This window comes from candidate division TA06 bacterium (assembly GCA_016208585.1).
Classification (GTDB): Bacteria; Edwardsbacteria; AC1; order AC1; family EtOH8; genus UBA5202.
In genome coordinates this window covers 1-17,002 of the sequence record JACQXR010000033.1, presented here as the reverse complement: position 1 = coordinate 17,002, position 17,002 = coordinate 1, and the positions used below count along the sequence as shown (strand labels likewise).

The 17,002-nt window shown below is 53.2% G+C and carries 17 protein-coding genes and 1 tRNA gene; all 18 read right to left on the bottom strand.

The window, feature by feature from the left end; translation table 11 throughout:
- Nucleotides 1-247: 247 nt before the first annotated feature.
- Nucleotides 248-1,510: a hypothetical protein gene (locus HY768_02715; protein ID MBI4726131.1), complete on the bottom strand. Its 1,263-nt coding sequence runs from the start codon at nucleotides 1,508-1,510 to the stop codon at nucleotides 248-250.
- Complete coding sequence (locus HY768_02710) at nucleotides 1,507-3,237, bottom strand: transglycosylase SLT domain-containing protein (protein MBI4726130.1); 1,731 nt, start codon at nucleotides 3,235-3,237, stop codon at nucleotides 1,507-1,509. The genes HY768_02715 and HY768_02710 overlap by 4 nt, the downstream gene beginning before the upstream one ends.
- A gap of 638 nt (nucleotides 3,238-3,875) precedes the next feature.
- Nucleotides 3,876-5,012 carry an FAD-binding oxidoreductase gene (locus tag HY768_02705; GenBank protein ID MBI4726129.1) on the bottom strand — a complete coding sequence of 379 codons (1,137 nt, stop codon included), beginning with the start codon at nucleotides 5,010-5,012 and terminating at the stop codon, nucleotides 3,876-3,878.
- A gap of 90 nt (nucleotides 5,013-5,102) precedes the next feature.
- Nucleotides 5,103-5,390, bottom strand: a complete 288-nt coding sequence (locus tag HY768_02700) for a (2Fe-2S)-binding protein (protein ID MBI4726128.1) — start codon at nucleotides 5,388-5,390, stop codon at nucleotides 5,103-5,105.
- A gap of 129 nt (nucleotides 5,391-5,519) precedes the next feature.
- Nucleotides 5,520-6,152 (bottom strand): hypothetical protein, encoded by a 633-nt coding sequence (locus HY768_02695; GenBank protein MBI4726127.1) that lies wholly within the window; start codon nucleotides 6,150-6,152, stop codon nucleotides 5,520-5,522.
- Nucleotides 6,153-6,154: 2 nt separating this feature from the next.
- The gene (locus HY768_02690; protein MBI4726126.1) at nucleotides 6,155-7,012 is read right to left on the bottom strand and encodes a hypothetical protein; all 858 of its coding nucleotides are present in this window, start codon (nucleotides 7,010-7,012) and stop codon (nucleotides 6,155-6,157) included.
- Nucleotides 7,009-7,647 carry a hypothetical protein gene (locus HY768_02685; GenBank protein MBI4726125.1) on the bottom strand — a complete coding sequence of 213 codons (639 nt, stop codon included), beginning with the start codon at nucleotides 7,645-7,647 and terminating at the stop codon, nucleotides 7,009-7,011. The genes HY768_02690 and HY768_02685 overlap by 4 nt, the downstream gene beginning before the upstream one ends.
- A gap of 10 nt (nucleotides 7,648-7,657) precedes the next feature.
- The gene (locus tag HY768_02680; GenBank protein MBI4726124.1) at nucleotides 7,658-8,854 is read right to left on the bottom strand and encodes a hypothetical protein; all 1,197 of its coding nucleotides are present in this window, start codon (nucleotides 8,852-8,854) and stop codon (nucleotides 7,658-7,660) included.
- A gap of 86 nt (nucleotides 8,855-8,940) precedes the next feature.
- A complete protein-coding gene (locus HY768_02675) occupies nucleotides 8,941-9,573 on the bottom strand; it encodes a hypothetical protein (protein MBI4726123.1) in 633 nt (210 codons plus the stop codon).
- 30 nt (nucleotides 9,574-9,603) lie between these two features.
- Nucleotides 9,604-10,455 carry a hypothetical protein gene (locus HY768_02670; protein MBI4726122.1) on the bottom strand — a complete coding sequence of 284 codons (852 nt, stop codon included), beginning with the start codon at nucleotides 10,453-10,455 and terminating at the stop codon, nucleotides 9,604-9,606.
- Nucleotide 10,456: 1 nt separating this feature from the next.
- Nucleotides 10,457-11,077: a hypothetical protein gene (locus tag HY768_02665; protein ID MBI4726121.1), complete on the bottom strand. Its 621-nt coding sequence runs from the start codon at nucleotides 11,075-11,077 to the stop codon at nucleotides 10,457-10,459.
- 9 nt (nucleotides 11,078-11,086) lie between these two features.
- Nucleotides 11,087-12,223, bottom strand: a complete 1,137-nt coding sequence (locus HY768_02660) for a fibronectin type III domain-containing protein (GenBank protein ID MBI4726120.1) — start codon at nucleotides 12,221-12,223, stop codon at nucleotides 11,087-11,089.
- A 270-nt stretch (nucleotides 12,224-12,493) separates the two neighbouring features.
- The gene (locus HY768_02655; protein ID MBI4726119.1) at nucleotides 12,494-12,772 is read right to left on the bottom strand and encodes an RNA-binding protein; all 279 of its coding nucleotides are present in this window, start codon (nucleotides 12,770-12,772) and stop codon (nucleotides 12,494-12,496) included.
- An 84-nt stretch (nucleotides 12,773-12,856) separates the two neighbouring features.
- Nucleotides 12,857-13,072 carry a type II toxin-antitoxin system HicB family antitoxin gene (locus tag HY768_02650; protein ID MBI4726118.1) on the bottom strand — a complete coding sequence of 72 codons (216 nt, stop codon included), beginning with the start codon at nucleotides 13,070-13,072 and terminating at the stop codon, nucleotides 12,857-12,859.
- A 172-nt stretch (nucleotides 13,073-13,244) separates the two neighbouring features.
- Complete coding sequence (locus HY768_02645; GenBank protein ID MBI4726117.1) at nucleotides 13,245-13,394, bottom strand: type II toxin-antitoxin system HicA family toxin; 150 nt, start codon at nucleotides 13,392-13,394, stop codon at nucleotides 13,245-13,247.
- A gap of 146 nt (nucleotides 13,395-13,540) precedes the next feature.
- Entirely contained in the window at nucleotides 13,541-14,482 is a 942-nt protein-coding gene (gene arcC, locus HY768_02640; GenBank protein MBI4726116.1) for a carbamate kinase, read from the bottom strand.
- Between the two features lie 94 nt (nucleotides 14,483-14,576).
- On the bottom strand, nucleotides 14,577-15,905 hold the full coding sequence (locus HY768_02635) for a GTPase (GenBank protein ID MBI4726115.1): 1,329 nt from the start codon (nucleotides 15,903-15,905) through the stop codon (nucleotides 14,577-14,579).
- 515 nt (nucleotides 15,906-16,420) lie between these two features.
- Nucleotides 16,421-16,497: transfer RNA gene (locus tag HY768_02630), tRNA-Arg, on the bottom strand.
- Between the last annotated feature and the right edge of the window lie 505 nt (nucleotides 16,498-17,002).

Below are 17,002 nucleotides of genomic sequence, written 5' to 3'. Positions count from 1 at the left end.
CGAAAGTCAAGTACTTTTTTTAAATATTTCATTCTGGTTGCAGCCCGCAAAGCCCGATATTACTGATCATTTTCGAGCAGGCGTCAGATTTTGCTGTCCGGGGCATCGAACATAGTTATAATTTTACGGGATTTTAGGATATTTATGTGGAAAAGGAAAAATACCGGCCAAAACGTTAAGTTTTGGCCGGTCTCTGTCGTCAAGAATTTATTACGTGTCTTGGTGCCTCAGTGGCAAATTATCACTATTAATCCGCCTTCCTCACCTTGGCCGTAACCGTCTTGGTAAAATACCCCTTGGCCGAATAAGTCGGGGCCATGGTCACGCTTATCGTGTACTCCCCGGCCGGGGCCGGTTTTCCCTGGTCATCCTCGCCGTCCCAGATCAAAAAGTTCTCCCCCAGCTTTTCCCGGAACTCGTTCAGCAACTGCCGCACCGGCTGGTTCAAAGAATCCAGTATCTGAATGTTCAGGTCGGCCGGCTCGTAAAGCTGCAGCACGATGGTGGCTCCGGGGCGCAGGCTGTCTATCACCGGCGGGGAGACCTGCTTGATGTAGCCATCTATCCCGATCCAGTAATACTGGGCCGACTCCCGCTCCATGATGAACACCTGCCCGAAACGCTTCCAGATAGCGATCCCCCGGGGCGACTCGAATTCCTTTTCTTCCAACCCCTTCCGCCCGAAGCCGGCCACGTATTTAAGATTACGGTCGAACTTGTGGACCTGGTGGTTGATCATGTCGGTGGCGTAGAGGTTGCCGAAATAATCCAGGGCCAGGTGGGAAAAGTAGGCCCCGGGCAGGCCGATGTCGGCGTTGGCGATCCGGGCCACCAGCCGGCCCTGCTGGTCGAATTTTTGGATTCGGGCGCAGATGGAATCGGCCACCGCTATGGCCGTCTCCTTGAAAAACGTCCAGCGGTCGCCGAAGCCCTGGACCGCGATCCCGAAGGGCTCGTCCAAAATTCCCTCTCCGCCGAAACTGAAGGTCTGGGTTCCCAGCGAATCGTAGATTACTACCCGGAATTTGAGGCTCCCTTTCCGGCTTTGCAGGCTGACCACCCGGTTGTTGTTCATGTCGGCCACGTAGACCTTTCCGTCCTCGGTGGCGGCGATGCCCCGCGGAGTGTGTAATTCTCCCGGCCCGCTGCCCATTTGTCCGAAAGATTTTAAGCCGCTCAAGCCCTGGTTGTAGATTATCTGGTGCCGCCCGGAATTGACCATGTAAACAGTGACATCGTCGTCGTCGTCGCCGGTGCCGGGATCGTCGGTCTCCTTTAAGCGGACGCAGGCGATGCCCTGGGGATCCTCAAACCGCGCGCCCCAGCCCAAAAGCAGTTTTAGGTAGAATGTCCCGGCCTTGTGAAAACCCAGGGAATGCCCGAACGGCGGATAGACCAGCAACGACGGTTGGTACTCCTGGGCAAAGACCGGAGCGGCCAGCACTGCAAAAACCAGGAACGATCCAAGACAAATTATTTTGATTTCTGATTTCTGATTTTTTATTTTCATAAAGGTTCCAGTAGCATTTTGTATACGAAATAGTTCTCCATCACCACCTTGACGTACTTGCGGGTCTCGGCCAGCGGGATCTCCTGCAGTAGAAAATCCTCGTCATCCTTGTTTTTCAAGGGTTTCATCCATTCACGCACCCGGCCCGGCCCGGCGTTGTAAGCCACCAGCGCTTTGACCAGTGAACCGTCGAACATCTTGACCATGGAGGCCAGAAACCTGGTACCGTAATCAATGGATACTTGAGGATGGTACAAGGCCTTGGTATCGAACTTTTTCACCTTGGACATCCGGGCCAGGTGCTTTCCGGTCTTGGGCATCACCTGCATCAGGCCCCGGGCCCCGGACCGGGAACGGGCTGAGGCTTCGAACTTGCTCTCCTGCCTGATGACCGCCAGCACCAGGGCCGGGTCCAGGCTGGAACCGTTCAAGCTCTGGGTTATGGAGCTCAGGTATTTCTGGGGATAGATCATCTGCAGCAGGCCGATCTGCAGAGAATCGGGGAGCCACACTCTGGCCTTTTGGGCCCAGTAGATGGCCTTGGCCGGCATCCCGCAAAGCTGGTAGGTCCGGGCCAGATAGTAATGCGAATAGGGGCTTTGCCCCGACCCGGATTCCAGGCCCCGGGCCGCCGAGGCCGCGTCATCCAGAAAACCCATTTGGGCCAGCCTCAAAGCCAGCCGGCATTGCCGGGCTGACGTATCGTTCTCTTCAGCCAATATCTGTTCGTCGCTTCCCTTTTTATTCTTCAGCAGCCCCTTTAGATATGACGGCAGGTCAAAACTGTCGACCGGCAGTTCGCTCCAGAGCCTTGAGGACAGGACATTCTGGGCCTTTAAGCCGTAATAGCTGTAGCGGTAGTTTTTGGCGGCGGTAAGGTAATAGAGAAAGGCCTTGGCGCTGTCGCCCTGTTCGCCGGAGACCCGGCCGCACCAGTAAAGGGTCTCATCCAGCCGGTCGCCGGTGGAATACCGGCGCAGCAGCATGTTCCACTGTTCCAAAGCCACGCCCCGGCGCCCCGTTTTGTAATGGCACCAGCCGGCTCTGAAGGTTGCGTCATCGGCCCAGACCGAGGACGGCTGGTACTCGGCGGTTTTGAGATAGGTTTCCATCGCCAGTTCGGTCTTTCCCTGGCGTTCGTAACTGCGGGCCAGGGTATAGGCGGCCTCGCCCCGGTTGGGGCTATTAGGATAAAGCCTGATGAAATCCGACAATATTTTCTGGGCATTGGTGAAACGTTTTTTGCGGATCAAGCGATTGGCCTGAGTAATGGCCGGGCTGGAACGGGGCGGCGGCGGAGCGCTGAATCTCTCCTTTTTGGCAGGAGTTTGTCCTGATAAAATGTTTGTGACCCAGTTATTCAGTCCAATTATTTGAAGTTTAAAGAATTCCGCCTTCCCCTGTTCTTCCATACCTGCATAACACCGGCTGATGCCCAACAGGGCATAATCTTTCAGGGAAGTATCGGCCTGGGATGCCTGTGTATAGAGCGCCTGCGCGGTCTGAAAGGCCCCGGTCTTGTGGTAGAGGTAGGCCCTTTGCCAGCGGATATCGGGGTCTGCTGAAGGCCATGCCACGATTGCCCGGTTCAATACCTTCAAGGCCTGGGGATACTGCTTCAATGAGATCAGCAGACCGGACTTGGCATAAAAGGCCGAAGAATCTGAACCCAGGCTGTCAAACAACTCAAGGGCCTGCTCTGTCTCCCCGGCTTGCTGCAAAGTCAAAGCCTTTTGAATGTCCGCCGGAGCAGCAGCGCAAGGCAGCGTCAGGGTTGTTAACAGAAGTAAGATTATAGGTAAAGCTTTGATCATTCCGTTTGAATATTTTCACTCTTCAATTTCAAACCCCAAGACACAAAGACACAGTTGTATAAGTAAAGTATTTCGTGTAAATGCCTATCTGACATGTTCAGAAAAAGTAGAAAGAATATGGCAGATTTGGTAAAAACTTATATATTGGCTCAAATATGTTCTTTTTCTTTTTTGTGCCGCCAACTAAGAAAAAGAACCAAAAAGAAAAAAGCTCGTCGCTTAAAAACTTGTGGTGAGCAGCGTCGAACCACTCTCCGGGCCACGCTTACGCCAAGGCTTCAGCGGGCCCGCGCTGCGCTTCTCGTTGATGACGGGCTTGTCTGAACTCGGGCTTTGGCCAAGCCCTCAAACATGCAGACAAGCTTTTTCCGCCATCAACTGCGATGCTCACTGATCGTTTTAACGCGACAACCGGGATTGGTACCTATTGTTCTTTATGTCTCCTGAGCTGATTGGATAATTATTTTCGTGTATCCTTCAATCTGCCATTGCTGACTCAGGACAAGTTTTATCGGGCAAAAAAAGAAAAAAGGGCTTATCAAAATAAGCCCCTATTTCATTGCCTCGGTCTGGGAGAAGTCCCGCTTCAGGGCGAATTCCGGGTAAGGCGCGGCCTGACTTCCGGAAGTAATGAAATCGGCCGCCACCCGCCCCATAGCCGGGCCCAGCATGAAACCGTGTCCGCACATCCCGGCCACCGTGTAGAACCCGTCCAGCCCGGTGCGGTCCAGAATCGGATTCCCGTCCGGGGTGTTCTCGTAACTGCCGGCCCATTGGCGAATGACTTTCAGATTCTCCAGGCCCGGCACTAATTTCAGCATCCGCTTGGGCATCTCGTGCAAAAACTCAAAGGTGGAATCGACCGAATGTCCCGGCACGTTGGGAACCGGGGAATAACAGCCGATGAACTGTCCGTTATGCCTGTACTGCTGAAAATAACCGCCATCGGCTCGGTAGTCCACCAGCATCGGGATACCAAGATACTCCACTCCCTCGGTGATCAGGGCTTCGTGCCGCTCGGCCTCCACCGGGATCTCTATCCCGGCCATCCGGCCGATATCTTTGGACCAAGCCCCGGCCGCATTGATGACCGCTCCGGCCGAAAATTCCTGGCCGTTTTCGGTTTTGACCCCGGTGACCTTTCCGCCCTGCTGAAGTATCTGAGACACTTGAAAAAAAGTGTAGATGCTGCCGCCTGACTTTTTGATCTTTTCGGCATAGCCCTGGACCACGGCAAAGGGATAGGCCTGGCCGTCCGAGGGGCAGTAAGAACCGCCCCAGAGGCCTGAAATATCCAGCCCCGGGGCGATCTCCCGGCATTCCCCAGCATTGACCCAGCCCACATCCTTTAAGCCGGCCGCCTGCTGAACCGCGATGTTGGACAGGAAGGCCTGTTTTTTCTCGGGGCTGTGGGCCAGGAAAAGATACCCCCCATTGTGCCAGTGGACATCCACTCCCAACTCCTGCTCCATCTCTTTGAAATGCTGAACGCTTTCCATCATCAGCTTGATGGAGCCGGGCGAGGTGAACTGCTGCCGGATCCCGCCGATGCAGCGCCCGGTGGAGCCTGAACAAAGGAACCCCTGCTCCACGATCGAAACTTTCAAGCCCTTGCGGGAAAGGTAGTAACCGCAGGCCGTTCCGATGATGCCCCCGCCGATGATGACGGCGTCAGAAGTATTGCTCATGAAAACGTTAAAACATTCTCCACCTAAAAACGCGAAACATTCGAAACAATAAACAAATATTTATTTTGCATTTTTAGTTTGTTTAGGTGGCTAAAGGTTCTTGTCGGTGGAATATTCCGCCAGGGCTTTAATGGTCAGGGGCTGCAGCGGGGCCCGCTGGGTGATGGGCCTTTGGGCCTCGGGCTTCTGCCCCAGTTTTTGGGCCAGCATCTGGTTGACTAACCGGCGGCAGGTGCGCCCCTGGCAGTGCCCCATGCCGGCCCGGGTCAGGCGCTTGACCTCATCAGCAGTCTGAGCTCCCTGAGCAATAGCTTCCAGGACTTCGGACTCGATTATGTCCTCGCAGCGGCAGACTATTTTGTCGTTGTTATTTGCCATTTCTAATTTTTTAGACCCAAATTGATCGCTTTCGGTTTATTCCTTCATTTTGGGCGAATGGCCATTCGCCCCTACCGATCAATCATTTGCAACCTTTAAAACTTTTTGAACCTGTAAAACCGTTTCAACCTACTTGATAATATGTATCCAGTCGGTCAATAAGAACTGCACCCGGCCGATCAGCAGGGAGACCCTGGCCATCACGGTGTTGCCAAAGCTGGCCCCGAAACCGATCATGATGAACCAGATGCCGATGCTGGCCGAGACCTTTAAAACCCCTTTTTGCTCCCGGGAGAAAAAGAAATAGCTTAAAGTCGTTATCACTCCTATCAGCGTGACCACGCCCCACACCAGACCCCAGCCGCCCAGCCTAAGGGTTGTGGCATCGGCCAGGGCGCTTTGCATCTGTTTGATGATATCGGTCTGGATGGTCGGAACCAGCGCCATTCCATTGACCACCCCCATATAGACCGCCAGGGGGATCAGCATTAAATATCCTTTTTTGGGAACGAACCTGAAGAAGAACATCAAGCCCAGAATGCCGGGAATGATGAACAGATAATCGTGTTGTTTAAATACCGGGATTATTAAATTGGGCACAATGGCATTGTTCCAGTAGATGGCCACGCCGTAACCGGCGGAAATGCCTACGAACAAATGTTCGGCAAAGCGGTAGACCGGATTCTCCTTACAGAGGAAGGAGAATATGGCCAGCGTCAAAATGGCTGCGACCCACACCCAGGGATTGGTTGAAAATATCATTTTTATGCTCCTTGCTTCTTGCTCTGGTTGTGCCGGGTCACCAAATACCCGATGTTGCCCAGGATGATGAAGGCCATCAGCAGCAGATGGACGATGGAAACCGCGTCCATCCCCTTGCCGGCCACCCGGGGCGCTGTGGAATAACCGTTCTTCTGGTTGAGATATTCATATTCGCTGGCTCCCTTCATACCGTTCAAAAGGCCCACCAGTTGACCGGCCTGAAGAAATGGATAGTAATCGGCGGTGCTGACTGCGGTGCAGCCGGCGCCGACCTTGGCATGATATCTGGTGCCGGCATAATTCACCCAGCTGTTGATGATGGCGCTGCCGGCGATGGAGACCACCAGGGGGATATCGGCATAGTTGCGGACCCCGGCCATCATCGGAAAATCGTCAAGCGGTTTGCCGTAGGCGTCCGCCGGGAAAGCCTGACGGATATTCTGCCCAATGGCCATCATCACCGCCGAGTAGCCTGACTTGAAGCCGAGAAAAACATAATCCTTGCCGTATTCCACCGGGTATTCTTTGGATATTTCGTTCAGGGCATCCTCGGCCAGGGCTGCGCCAGTGGGATCAAGCGTCATTACCAGCACCCTGATCTTTTTGGCAAAACAGTGGCGGACCATAGCCTTGAACATGGGATGGAGTTCCGGCATCATCGAGGGACTGTAATCTGCCGAGATCAGCACCGGTTGGTTATTGGGTGGTATGTTGTCCACCACATCATACAGTTTTTTACTGTATTTGCCTGGTTTGACCGGCAAACCCAGGGGGACCACCAGGGGAATTATGACCGCCAGAGCCACTAAAAGGAATATCACCCGGCGGTTGATTTTTGTTAATTTTTCCAGAAATTTCATTTGCCTCCTCCTCCCAGCCAGTTGCGCTCGATCCCTAAAATTATTTTCAGGGAAGTGGCCGTCATTCCCAGCCCGACGCCGAACAGGATGCCCCGTTTTGAGGCCATATTGGGCACCATCATGATCCATTCCGAGATATTTGGGATCTTATCCCAGACCAGAGACCCGAAGGGAATGACCCCCAGCATTACTATGAAGCCGGACATCAAAAGCAAGGTGGCCTCCTTGGATCGGGCCCGGAAGGCCCGGTAGGCGGCCGAAGCCATGTAAAAAGCCAAAATGGCGAACATGGCCGAATCCATTGGGGCTTGGACATATTTGAACAGCTTGTAGTAGAATGCCGACATCCAGTTCAAACCGTTTATTTTCCCCAAGATGCCAAGCAGGGCCATTGCCGCCAGCCCGATTAATGTGACATAACTGTTCCACCAGCCAGATTTCCTCCTTTTGATCTTGATCAGATGGTGGCTGATCAGGCTGCCGACAGCCAGCGCAATGGCGAAGGCGGCGATCACGATTATCCATCGGTTCAGGGTCTCATAGGCAACGGTGGAAATATGGCTGGGGATGAAGAACTGAAGGGCCATGGTGGTGCCGAGCACCAGGACTATTATCAATGGTAATTGTTTTTTCATTATATTCTCCTTATCCTACCATCAGCATGTTCAGTATCCACTGCCTGATGCCCGGGCTGATCCAGGAAATCATTGCCCCGACTATCAACATCAAAACGATCACCGCTTTGCTCCAATCCTGTCCCTTCAGCGTCCCCAAGAGCATCGGCTCGCGGGACAGGTAGGCGGAAGCGGCATATAGCTCCTCGCCGATCAGGGTGTAGTCGCAGGCCGTGATGAAGAACGGCAGCTGGTTGACCGCATCGGTTCCGGCGATCTGGATGGCCCCGGTGGCCGCCCCGGTCTCGGCCAGGATCAGGGATTCGGCATAGAACATCCCCAAGAAGAAATTGGTGGCCGGCTTTTCCCGGCTCATTATGCCGTCAACCCCGGCGGCGTATCCCATCTGGCTGTCGGTCAAAAAGAAGACCGAATCTGGGTTATAGGCGTCGGGCCTGCCCAATTCCGTGTAGGCTTCCTTGACTATCTCCTGGGCGACAACATATACAACAGGATCTTTGTTTGGGACCAGCAGGGGCGTCCCATATTCGGCCGTTTTTTTGGCGACCTGGCCCAAAATATTCAAAGCCGCGATGGTGGCCACGTCGGCAATGGAGGATATCCCCGGCACAAAAAGGATGGGCCTTCCCATCTCGGTGGCTCTGCCCACGGCTTCATCCACCGCGGCCAGCCCGGCGATACGCCTGATGAACAGGCTCTGGCCCCGCTTGGCTCTGGTGATGAAATAGATCACTATTATGATGAATAATGCCGTAGCGACCAGGGCATTGATCCTGGCGGCATTGAACCATTGCTCCCGCGATTGGGCCGGATTGGAAACGGCGCTGATAGAAATACCCGCAGCCCCTTTGCCCACGGTCTTCACCTGATAAAAGTAATTGCGGGAGTTTTGGGGGACTTCCTGATCGTCAAAGCCGGTAAAGCCGTAGGGCACAAACCCTACTTTAGAGAATACGCCGTCCCGGGTCTCGGAACGCAGGATCTCGTAGCCCTCCACCAGCCCAAGGACTTCGTCCGGTGATGCCTGCCAGGTTACGGTTATGGCCTGACCGCCGTCGTTGGGGGTGTCAGCGGCGGTGATGTTGGACGGCGGGGCTATGGTGACGGCCGCCATCGGTGCCTCCGATATTGCCGGCCCTGGAAGCGCTGCCAGACACGGCAGGGACACCGCCATCACCACCAGCAGCGCATAAATTTTAAGCCTCATCAATATTCTCCGTTTTATTATTTTTAATTATATACGATTATAACCTTTATGGCCTTTTGAACATTTTAAACTGCCCCTTGCTTGGCTTATTTTATCAGATGTATCCAGTCGGTGAACAGGAACTGCACCCGGGCGATCAACAGCGAAACCCGGGCCATAACCGTGTATCCAAAGGTGGCCCCGAATCCTATCATCACGAACCAGATGCCCATGTTAGCGCTGACCTTTAACGCCCCTTTGTGTTCCCGGGAAAAATAAAAATAGGAGATTGAGGAGACTACGCCTAAAAGGATCAAGATCCCGGCTATCAGGCCGTTTTGCGGATCCCAGATATTTTTCAGCATTGAAGTGTTTATCATGGTCCCTTGCACCTGCTTTAAGACATCGGCTTCGATCACCAGGGGGATGTTCATCCCGTTCAGGAATCCCAGGCTGATCGCTATCGGAATCAGGATCAGATAGTTCAGTTTGGGAATGAAACGGAAAAGATACATCATTCCCAAGGCCATTGGAATTAATGTTATCCAGCGGTGTTCGGTTAAAGGTGTTATCAGATACGGAATGGCATAGTTGTTGTAATAAAGGACCAGATAATACCCTACCGAAAGCCCGGTGAAAAGGTGCTCGGCAAAGCGGAAAGCCGGATTATCCTTATAAAGATAGGAAAATATAGCCAGGCTCAAAATAGCGGCTATCCAAACCCAGGGATTCAAGCTCATGTTTTTATCCTCTGTCAATTATTAAAAATCTTATTTGGAGCCTTCCAGTTGGCGGGAAACGAAATAGCCGATATTGCCCAGAACAATCAACAGGATTATCAGGATGTGGGAATAGGCGATGGCGCTCATGGCCTTGCTGGCCACCCCCGGTTTTTTATAATAACCGGCTTCCACGATCAACTGCTCGTATTCCGCCCCGCCCTTCATGCCGCCCAATTGGCCCACCAGCTGGCCGGTCTGGAGGAAGGGATAATTGTCCGGAGCCATCACCGCGGTTTGGCCGGCCCCTATTTTGACCTTGAACTTGGTGCCGGCAAAGATGATCCAGCTGTAGGGCCAAGTCGAGCCGGCCAAGCTCAGCACCATGGCGATATCGCCGTAATTATGTATGTTATGCATCATGGGCAGGCTGTCGTATGGCACCTGATAATAATCCAAAGGCAGGGCTTGCTTGACGCTGGTGCCCATCTGCAGCATGATGATGTAACCGCCGGGCCTGAAATCGAAATAAGTATAGTCTATGCCTGGTTTTTTGCCGAACTCCCTGGAAACCTGGGTGATGATCCCTTCACCGATGGCATCTCCCTGGGGCTGCAGCGACATTCCGATCACTTTTATTCCCTTGGCAAAGCAGTGGCGCAAAACCGCCCGGGCCATGGGATCCAGTTCAGCCGCCACCTGGGGATCATAATCGAACGAAAGCAACAACGGCCTCCCATTCGGTTCGATGTTATCTATATAGTCGTACAGTCCTTTAGTGGCAGCATCCACATAAAAATGGGACTTAACGCTAAACAAAAGAGGGATTAGTATGGTCGCAATCAAAAGGGCGAATACCAAACGCCGGTCCAACTTCCCGAATTTGGATAGTAATTTCAACATCTTAATGCCCTCCCATCCAGTTGCGTTCGATGCCCAGGATGATCTTCAGGGAAGTGGCCGTTGCCCCCAGGCCGATACCGAAAGTGATGCCGCGTTTGGCAGCCATGTTGGGAACCTGCATCAGCCATTCCGAAAGTTTGGGGAAACCGCTCCAGATGGCCGCCCCCTGGGGAATCAGGCCGATCATTACGATAAAGGCTGAGATCAGCAGCAACGTGGCTTCCAGGGACTTGGCCCTAAAGGCCCTGTAGCTGGCCGAGGCCATGTAGAAGGCCAGAATGGCGAACATGGTGGACTGCATGGGAGCCAGGGTGTAGTAGAATACTTTCATATAAAAGCTGTCTTCGCGGGTGCCGCTGAATACTGCCGCCAGCACCATGAACACAACGGCGCCAAGATAAACCGTGCTGTATCCCCAGCCCTTTGTTTTGCGCGATATTTTAATAACGTGGTGTCTGATCAAACTATCGACCGCAATTATTGAGGCAAAGACATATAAAATGAGATCCCATTCAACCATGGTGTTGAATATGGATTGGGACGGCCGGCTGGGAATAAAGAACTGGATGATGAACCCTATCCCCAGGATGAAAACTATGGCCAAGGGTATATTTTTTTTCATATTAAAACCTCAATTTACGCTGAATAGTTTATAGATAAAATCGGAATGGAACAAAACAGCCCAAATGGTTCCAAAAAGGACAAAGAAAACAATCAGCAGCTTGCAGGCATCCTGGCCCTTAAGGCTGCCTACCAAAAGGGGTTCCTTGGAAAGGTAGGCCGAGGCGGCGTAAAGCTCCTCACCTATCAATGTGTAATCGCAGGCGGTGATGAAAAAAGGCAACTGCGAGATCTGGTCCGTCCCGGCGATCTGGATGGCCCCGGTGGCCGCTCCGGATTCGGCCAGCACTAATGACTCGGCGGCGTAATAGCCCATGAAAAAATTGGTGGCCGGTGTTGCTCGGGACATGATCCCGGCCAGGGCCGCGGCGTAGCCCATCTGGTCGCTGGTGATGAAGTAGACGCCGTCTTCCTTGAATAGATCGGGACGGCCGGCGCTGTTGTATCCCTCCTTGACCATTTCCCTGGCAACCGCGTGAACCACCGGATCGGCGGTAGGCACGGTGATTGGGGTATCGTATTGGGCTATTTTTTTCGTGACCTGGGCTAATATGTTAAGCGAGGCCACGGTGGAAATATAGTCGATTAGGCCGATGCCGTTGCAATAAAGGATTGGCTTGCCCATCTCGGTGGCCCGGCCCACCGCCTCTTCCACCGCGTCTAATCCCGCGATACGTCGGATAAATAGGTTCCCCCTGCGAGCCCAGAAAATATATAGAATAGTGATGGAGATGAATAACACCGTGCCGAACAGGGTATTGAGCTTGCCGGTGTTGAACCAGCTCTGGGTTGTGGCGATGGGGCCGGCGATGGCGCTTAAAGCGCTGTCACCGCTCTCGGTGACTGCCGCTATCCGGTAATAGTAACTCTGGCCCATGACCTCAATGGAATTATCTTCGTGAACTTCGGTCCCCTTTGGCACCCAGGCGATCATTTTAAAGGAATCGGCGGGAAATTCCGATCGTTCGATGTTGTAGCCGGCAAAGCTGGGCTCATTTTCCGAAGCCGAAAGTTTCCATTTGACGATCACCGTGGAACCGTCGTCGTTGGGAGCATCCTTTAATATCAGATCGGTGGGCGGCTCCAGCCCCAAAGCCAGAACGGGCAGCAGCAGGCAGGCCAGAAAAACCATTTTCAGTTTGCCCATAACGTTCCTTTTGTTGATTGGTTTATATTAATATTTTTTTAGTTTTTCTGCCACTAAGACACCCAGATTTCTCAATAAGGAATATACAATTCCTGTTTTTGATAATCATTAAAAGGCACCTCCGGAAGTATCCGTTATGGTGTATACTTCAGGTATCATCCAAACCTAAAATTACGGAGGTGCGCCATGAATTACAGCATCGGAATTGATCTGCATTCCAACAATTCGGCGCCTTTTAATTTTGCCTTAGTGCCTTGGTGGCAAAGGGTATTAGAACCGCCGCCGACCGCCGCCGTGGCCGCCTTCCTTGGGCCGGGCCTCGTTGATCATGATCACCTTGCCCTTAAGGTTGAATATTCCGCTCAAGGCGTCGATGGCCTTGCGGGCTTCCGCCTTGCAAGGCATCTCCACGAATCCGAATCCCCGGGATTGATTGGTGTTGCGGTCGAAAACCACCGAGGCCGACTCCACCTTGCCGAAAGGCTCAAAGGTCTGGCGCAGATCGTCGGTGGTCACTTCCTTGGCCAGGCTGCCTATAAATAAATTCACTTTACTCCTGTTATATTAATGATTGATGTATTGGTAGCTTTGCTGTACCTGGCTACGTTATTGTTTTCTATTTTGAGACAGGCTTTAAAGGGCCACCGCCATATATTCCGATAGCGCCGTGGCTTTGGGAACTTTTTGTCTGTCTTCAATGATCCCTTTAATATGCAGTTCTATTGCCTGATGAATATTGCATTCAGTCTCTGCCACGGTTTTGCCGGTGGCAATGCACCCCGGCAAATCAGGACAATAGGCCGAGTAATTGCTGCCGGCTTTCTCAATTATCACCAAAAATCGCCGCATTATTATTTCCTCCCTTTTAGTCTGGCTTGCTTAAAAACGCTGTTTCGTGGTATAAGTCCTTGCGAATCAATGGGTGATTTTTGAGCCTGAATTCAAATCGATTACATGATGAAACCTCTAAGACCATTGCCCCATCTGCATTCTACAATTTTCTTGTAAAAACAACCGGACGCTACTGTGCAGCTATATCATCACCCGGATGCCCGGCAATAGTCACCCTCCCTGTTTTCAGCCGGTGCTTATATTGGCGGTGGCTCCCCTTGGTGGTCACCAGATACCAGCCGTCTTGTTCGATCAATTTTATCAGATCACGTATTTTCATAACGGAACATTTTAAGAGTTTATTCTTAAATAAGCGAGGATAAGCTCTAAGCCTCTGCGTCTCCGAGCCTCCCCCGCCACCGCAAGTAGTCCCTATTGGCGGGTCCGCCTTCTTGTCCGCCGCAGGAGGATGGCGGAGTGGCAGGCCTAAGCCGTGATCCTGGTCCCAGCCTGCCCCTTCAAGGCCTGGGCCGCTTTATCCAGCGAGGTGATGATCACCTGTTTCCCGCCGTATTCCAGGAACTGAATGGCGGCCTCGATCTTCGGCCCCATCGATCCGGCGGCGAACTGTCCCTGGGTCAGGTATTTCTTGGCCTCGGCCATGGTCAGCGAAGACAGGTCCTGCTGGCCGGGCTTCTTATAATTCAACGAGACCTTTTCCACTGCGGTCAGGATCATCAGGGTTTCGGCCGCGATGTCCCGGGCCAGCACCGCCGAGGCCCGGTCCTTGTCTATCACCGCGTCCATCCCTTCGTAACTGCCGTCGCTTTGGATGCAGACCGGCACCCCGCCCCCGCCCCCGGCGATGACGATGGTTCCCTGCTGCACTAATTGTTTGATGGTCTTTTTGTTGACGATGGCCTTGGGAATGGGCGAAGGCACGAAGCGCCTGAAGCCGCGCCTGGCGTCGTCCTTGACCACCCAGCCCCGGGCCTTGAGAGCCTCCACTTCTTCCTGCTTGTAGTAGGGCCCAATGGGTTTGGAGGGATTGCGGATGGAGGGATCGTCCCGGTCCACCACCACTTGGGTGACCAGGGTCACCACCTGGCGATCGATATTTTTGGCGGCCAGCAGGTTCTGCAGGGACTGCTCTATCATGTAGCCCATGCCGCCCTCGGTGTCTGCCACGATCACGCCCAGCGGCAGGGCCGGAATGCCGTCGGGAAAGGTCCGCTCCACCCGCAACAGTGCATTGCCCACCTGGGGGCCGTTGCCGTGGGTGATGGCCAGGTTATAGCCTTCCCTGATCAACTCGATGAACCCGGCCAGGGCCTGGCGGGTGTTGGCGAACTGCTGGTGAATGTCTTCCTTGCCGGTGGCCCCGATGGCGTTCCCGCCCAGGGCAATGACTGCTGTTTTGTGAGGCATAATGTTTTTGCCACAGAGACAAAGACCATTTTTAATTTACATTATGCAATTTGCATTTTGCATTTCTGTGCCTCAGTGCCTCCGTGGCTGGTCTTTACTTCTTCTTGAATTTGAATTTCTTCTGGATCACCTCGGCCAGGTCCGGCTGGCCGATCTCGGCCAGCTCGTAGGTTACCCGCAGGGCCGGCTTGTTGAACTTGATGAACCGGCGCAGGTCGATGGGCGTGCCGATGATGTAGAGGTCGCAGGGGGTGTTGTCGATGGTGGTCTGCAGGTCCTTGATCTGCTGGCCAGAATAGCCCATGGCCGGCAGCAGTGCCCCGATCCCCGGATATTTTTGGAAGGTCCCGGCAATGGCGCCCACGGCATAGGGCCGGGGATCCACCATCTGGCCCACTCCGTACTTTTTGGCGGCCACCACTCCGGCTCCATATTTCATCTCGCCATGGGTCAGGGTCGGGCCGTCCTCGATTATCAGCGCCTTCTTGCCGGTGATCAGCTCGGGCCGCTCTATCGTCACCGGCGAATTGGCGGCGATCACCACGGCCCGGGGGTTGGCGGCGGCGATGTTCCTCTTGACCAGGGCGATGTTCTCCCTGGTGGCGCTGTCCTCCTTGTTGATGACGATCACGTCGGCCCGGCGCAGATTGACCTCGCCCGGATAGTATGCCATCTCGTGTCCCGGACGGTGGGGATCCACCACCACTATCTCCAGGTCGGACCGGTAGAACGAGAAATCGTTGTTGCCCCCGTCCCAGACCACAACGTCGGCCTCCTTCTCGGCCTGGCGCAGGATGGCCTCATAGTCCACTCCGGAATAGATCACGTTGCCCCGGACCAGATGCGGCTCGTACTCTTCCATCTCTTCGATGGTGCATTTATGCTTTTTGAGATCTTCGATGGTGGCATAGCGCTGGACCTTCTGTTTCACCAGATCGCCGTAGGGCATAGGATGACGCACCGCCACCACTTTCTGGCCCATGGCAATCAGGGCCTCGATCACCCGGCGGGTGGTCTGGCTCTTGCCGCAGCCGGTGCGGGCGGCGCAGATGGAGATCAGCGGTTTCTTGGACTTGATCATGGTGGCGTCCGGGCCCAGCATCATGAAGTCGGCCCCGGCGGCATTGACCACCGCGCCCTTGCTCATCACATAGGGATAGGGCACGTCGGAATAGGCGAAGACCACGGTCTCCACCTTGAACTTGGCGATCAACTTGGTCAGTCCCTTCTCGTCGTAGATCGGGATGCCCTTGGGGTACATCTTTCCGGCCAGGGCCGCGGGATATTTTCTGCCGGCGATGTCCGGGATCTGGGCGGCGGTGAAGGCCACCACCTGATAGTCCTTGTTGTTGCGAAAATAGGTATTAAAATTATGAAAGTCGCGTCCGGCGGCTCCCATTATCAAAACTCTTTTCTTGGCCATTTCTATTGCCTCCTGTATATGTAGGGTCCTAAAGGTGTTAGGACCTGGATTTTTGATTATGTTTGCTAAGATGGTAATCTCTGGGCTTTTACATCCGCAGATTTTGCAGATTTTCACAGATAATAATGATGCTGGTCCCCATTGGCTTGAGGCATAAAGAATAGTTTTTAATCTGCGTTAATCTGTATGAATCTGCGGATAGTACCCCCCTCGGTGGATTCAGTCAAAGGGGTCTTCTATCAACCATATTACTATGTAATTGTATTGCATTGACATAGGCCTTACATTGGTTTTAAAAGCAGAGGGATAATTTTAACACTTATAGCGGTTAAAGTCAAGGCTAACAGGCTAAAATCAATTTTTCTACCAGAGAAACAGTCCAAACCGGACATGGATCGGCCGGAACTTTATGCATCTACCCGATCCCCGTTCGGGAACAACGATCCGTCCCCTGTAATCTAATCCCCACCATCTATTCCCTATCATCCGATCCCCGTTCTCTGTTCCCAAGTTAGTGGCGCGCCTGGCCCGAGTCGAACGGGCGGCCTGCGGATTCGAAGTCCGATGCTCTATCCAACTGAGCTACAGGCGCGTTTCAATTTACAGTTTACAATCAGTACTGTCCGGTTATTAGTCAAAGAGCTGCAATTGGTTATGATATTGACCTGCCACATCTTGTTTGATGGCATCTTGAATATCAAACCTTGGCGACCTTGGCGTCTTCGCGGTTAGTTAAATTATTCTTAGAGTTTATCCTTAAATAAGCTTTGGGTCAGCATAAACGAGCGAAAAGGCATGTGGTGAGCCTGTCAAACCATGCCAGACCAGGAACGCGAGTGAAGCGTATCCACAGCGATACGGTGAATGAGCGTGACGCAGTATGGCGGTTTTGCAGCCGTTTATGCCCAAATTGTTATTTGAGGATAAGCACTTAATACTTTCTGCACTTCCGTAAACACCTGTTCGGCAGTGATAAATTTCATGCATTTTAAATGGCCCTTACCCTTAGGGCATTTATTTGAACCGTGCAGCGAACACGGCCTGCAATCCAGGTCTGTTTCTATGACCCTGCTTTCCTTGCGCCAGGGGGCAAAGCC

Coding starts and splice junctions, on each gene's coding strand:
- HY768_02715 (MBI4726131.1), bottom strand. CDS start 1,510: ATGAAAATAAAAAATCAGAAATCAGAAATCAAAATAATTTGTCTTGGA.
- HY768_02705 (MBI4726129.1), bottom strand. CDS start 5,012: ATGAGCAATACTTCTGACGCCGTCATCATCGGCGGGGGCATCATCGGA.
- HY768_02700 (MBI4726128.1), bottom strand. CDS start 5,390: ATGGCAAATAACAACGACAAAATAGTCTGCCGCTGCGAGGACATAATC.
- HY768_02695 (MBI4726127.1), bottom strand. CDS start 6,152: ATGATATTTTCAACCAATCCCTGGGTGTGGGTCGCAGCCATTTTGACG.
- HY768_02690 (MBI4726126.1), bottom strand. CDS start 7,012: ATGAAATTTCTGGAAAAATTAACAAAAATCAACCGCCGGGTGATATTC.
- HY768_02685 (MBI4726125.1), bottom strand. CDS start 7,647: ATGAAAAAACAATTACCATTGATAATAGTCCTGGTGCTCGGCACCACC.
- HY768_02680 (MBI4726124.1), bottom strand. CDS start 8,854: ATGAGGCTTAAAATTTATGCGCTGCTGGTGGTGATGGCGGTGTCCCTG.
- HY768_02675 (MBI4726123.1), bottom strand. CDS start 9,573: ATGAGCTTGAATCCCTGGGTTTGGATAGCCGCTATTTTGAGCCTGGCT.
- HY768_02670 (MBI4726122.1), bottom strand. CDS start 10,455: ATGTTGAAATTACTATCCAAATTCGGGAAGTTGGACCGGCGTTTGGTA.
- HY768_02665 (MBI4726121.1), bottom strand. CDS start 11,077: ATGAAAAAAAATATACCCTTGGCCATAGTTTTCATCCTGGGGATAGGG.
- HY768_02660 (MBI4726120.1), bottom strand. CDS start 12,223: ATGGGCAAACTGAAAATGGTTTTTCTGGCCTGCCTGCTGCTGCCCGTT.
- HY768_02650 (MBI4726118.1), bottom strand. CDS start 13,072: ATGCGGCGATTTTTGGTGATAATTGAGAAAGCCGGCAGCAATTACTCG.
- HY768_02645 (MBI4726117.1), bottom strand. CDS start 13,394: ATGAAAATACGTGATCTGATAAAATTGATCGAACAAGACGGCTGGTAT.
- arcC (MBI4726116.1), bottom strand. CDS start 14,482: ATGCCTCACAAAACAGCAGTCATTGCCCTGGGCGGGAACGCCATCGGG.
- HY768_02635 (MBI4726115.1), bottom strand. CDS start 15,905: ATGGCCAAGAAAAGAGTTTTGATAATGGGAGCCGCCGGACGCGACTTT.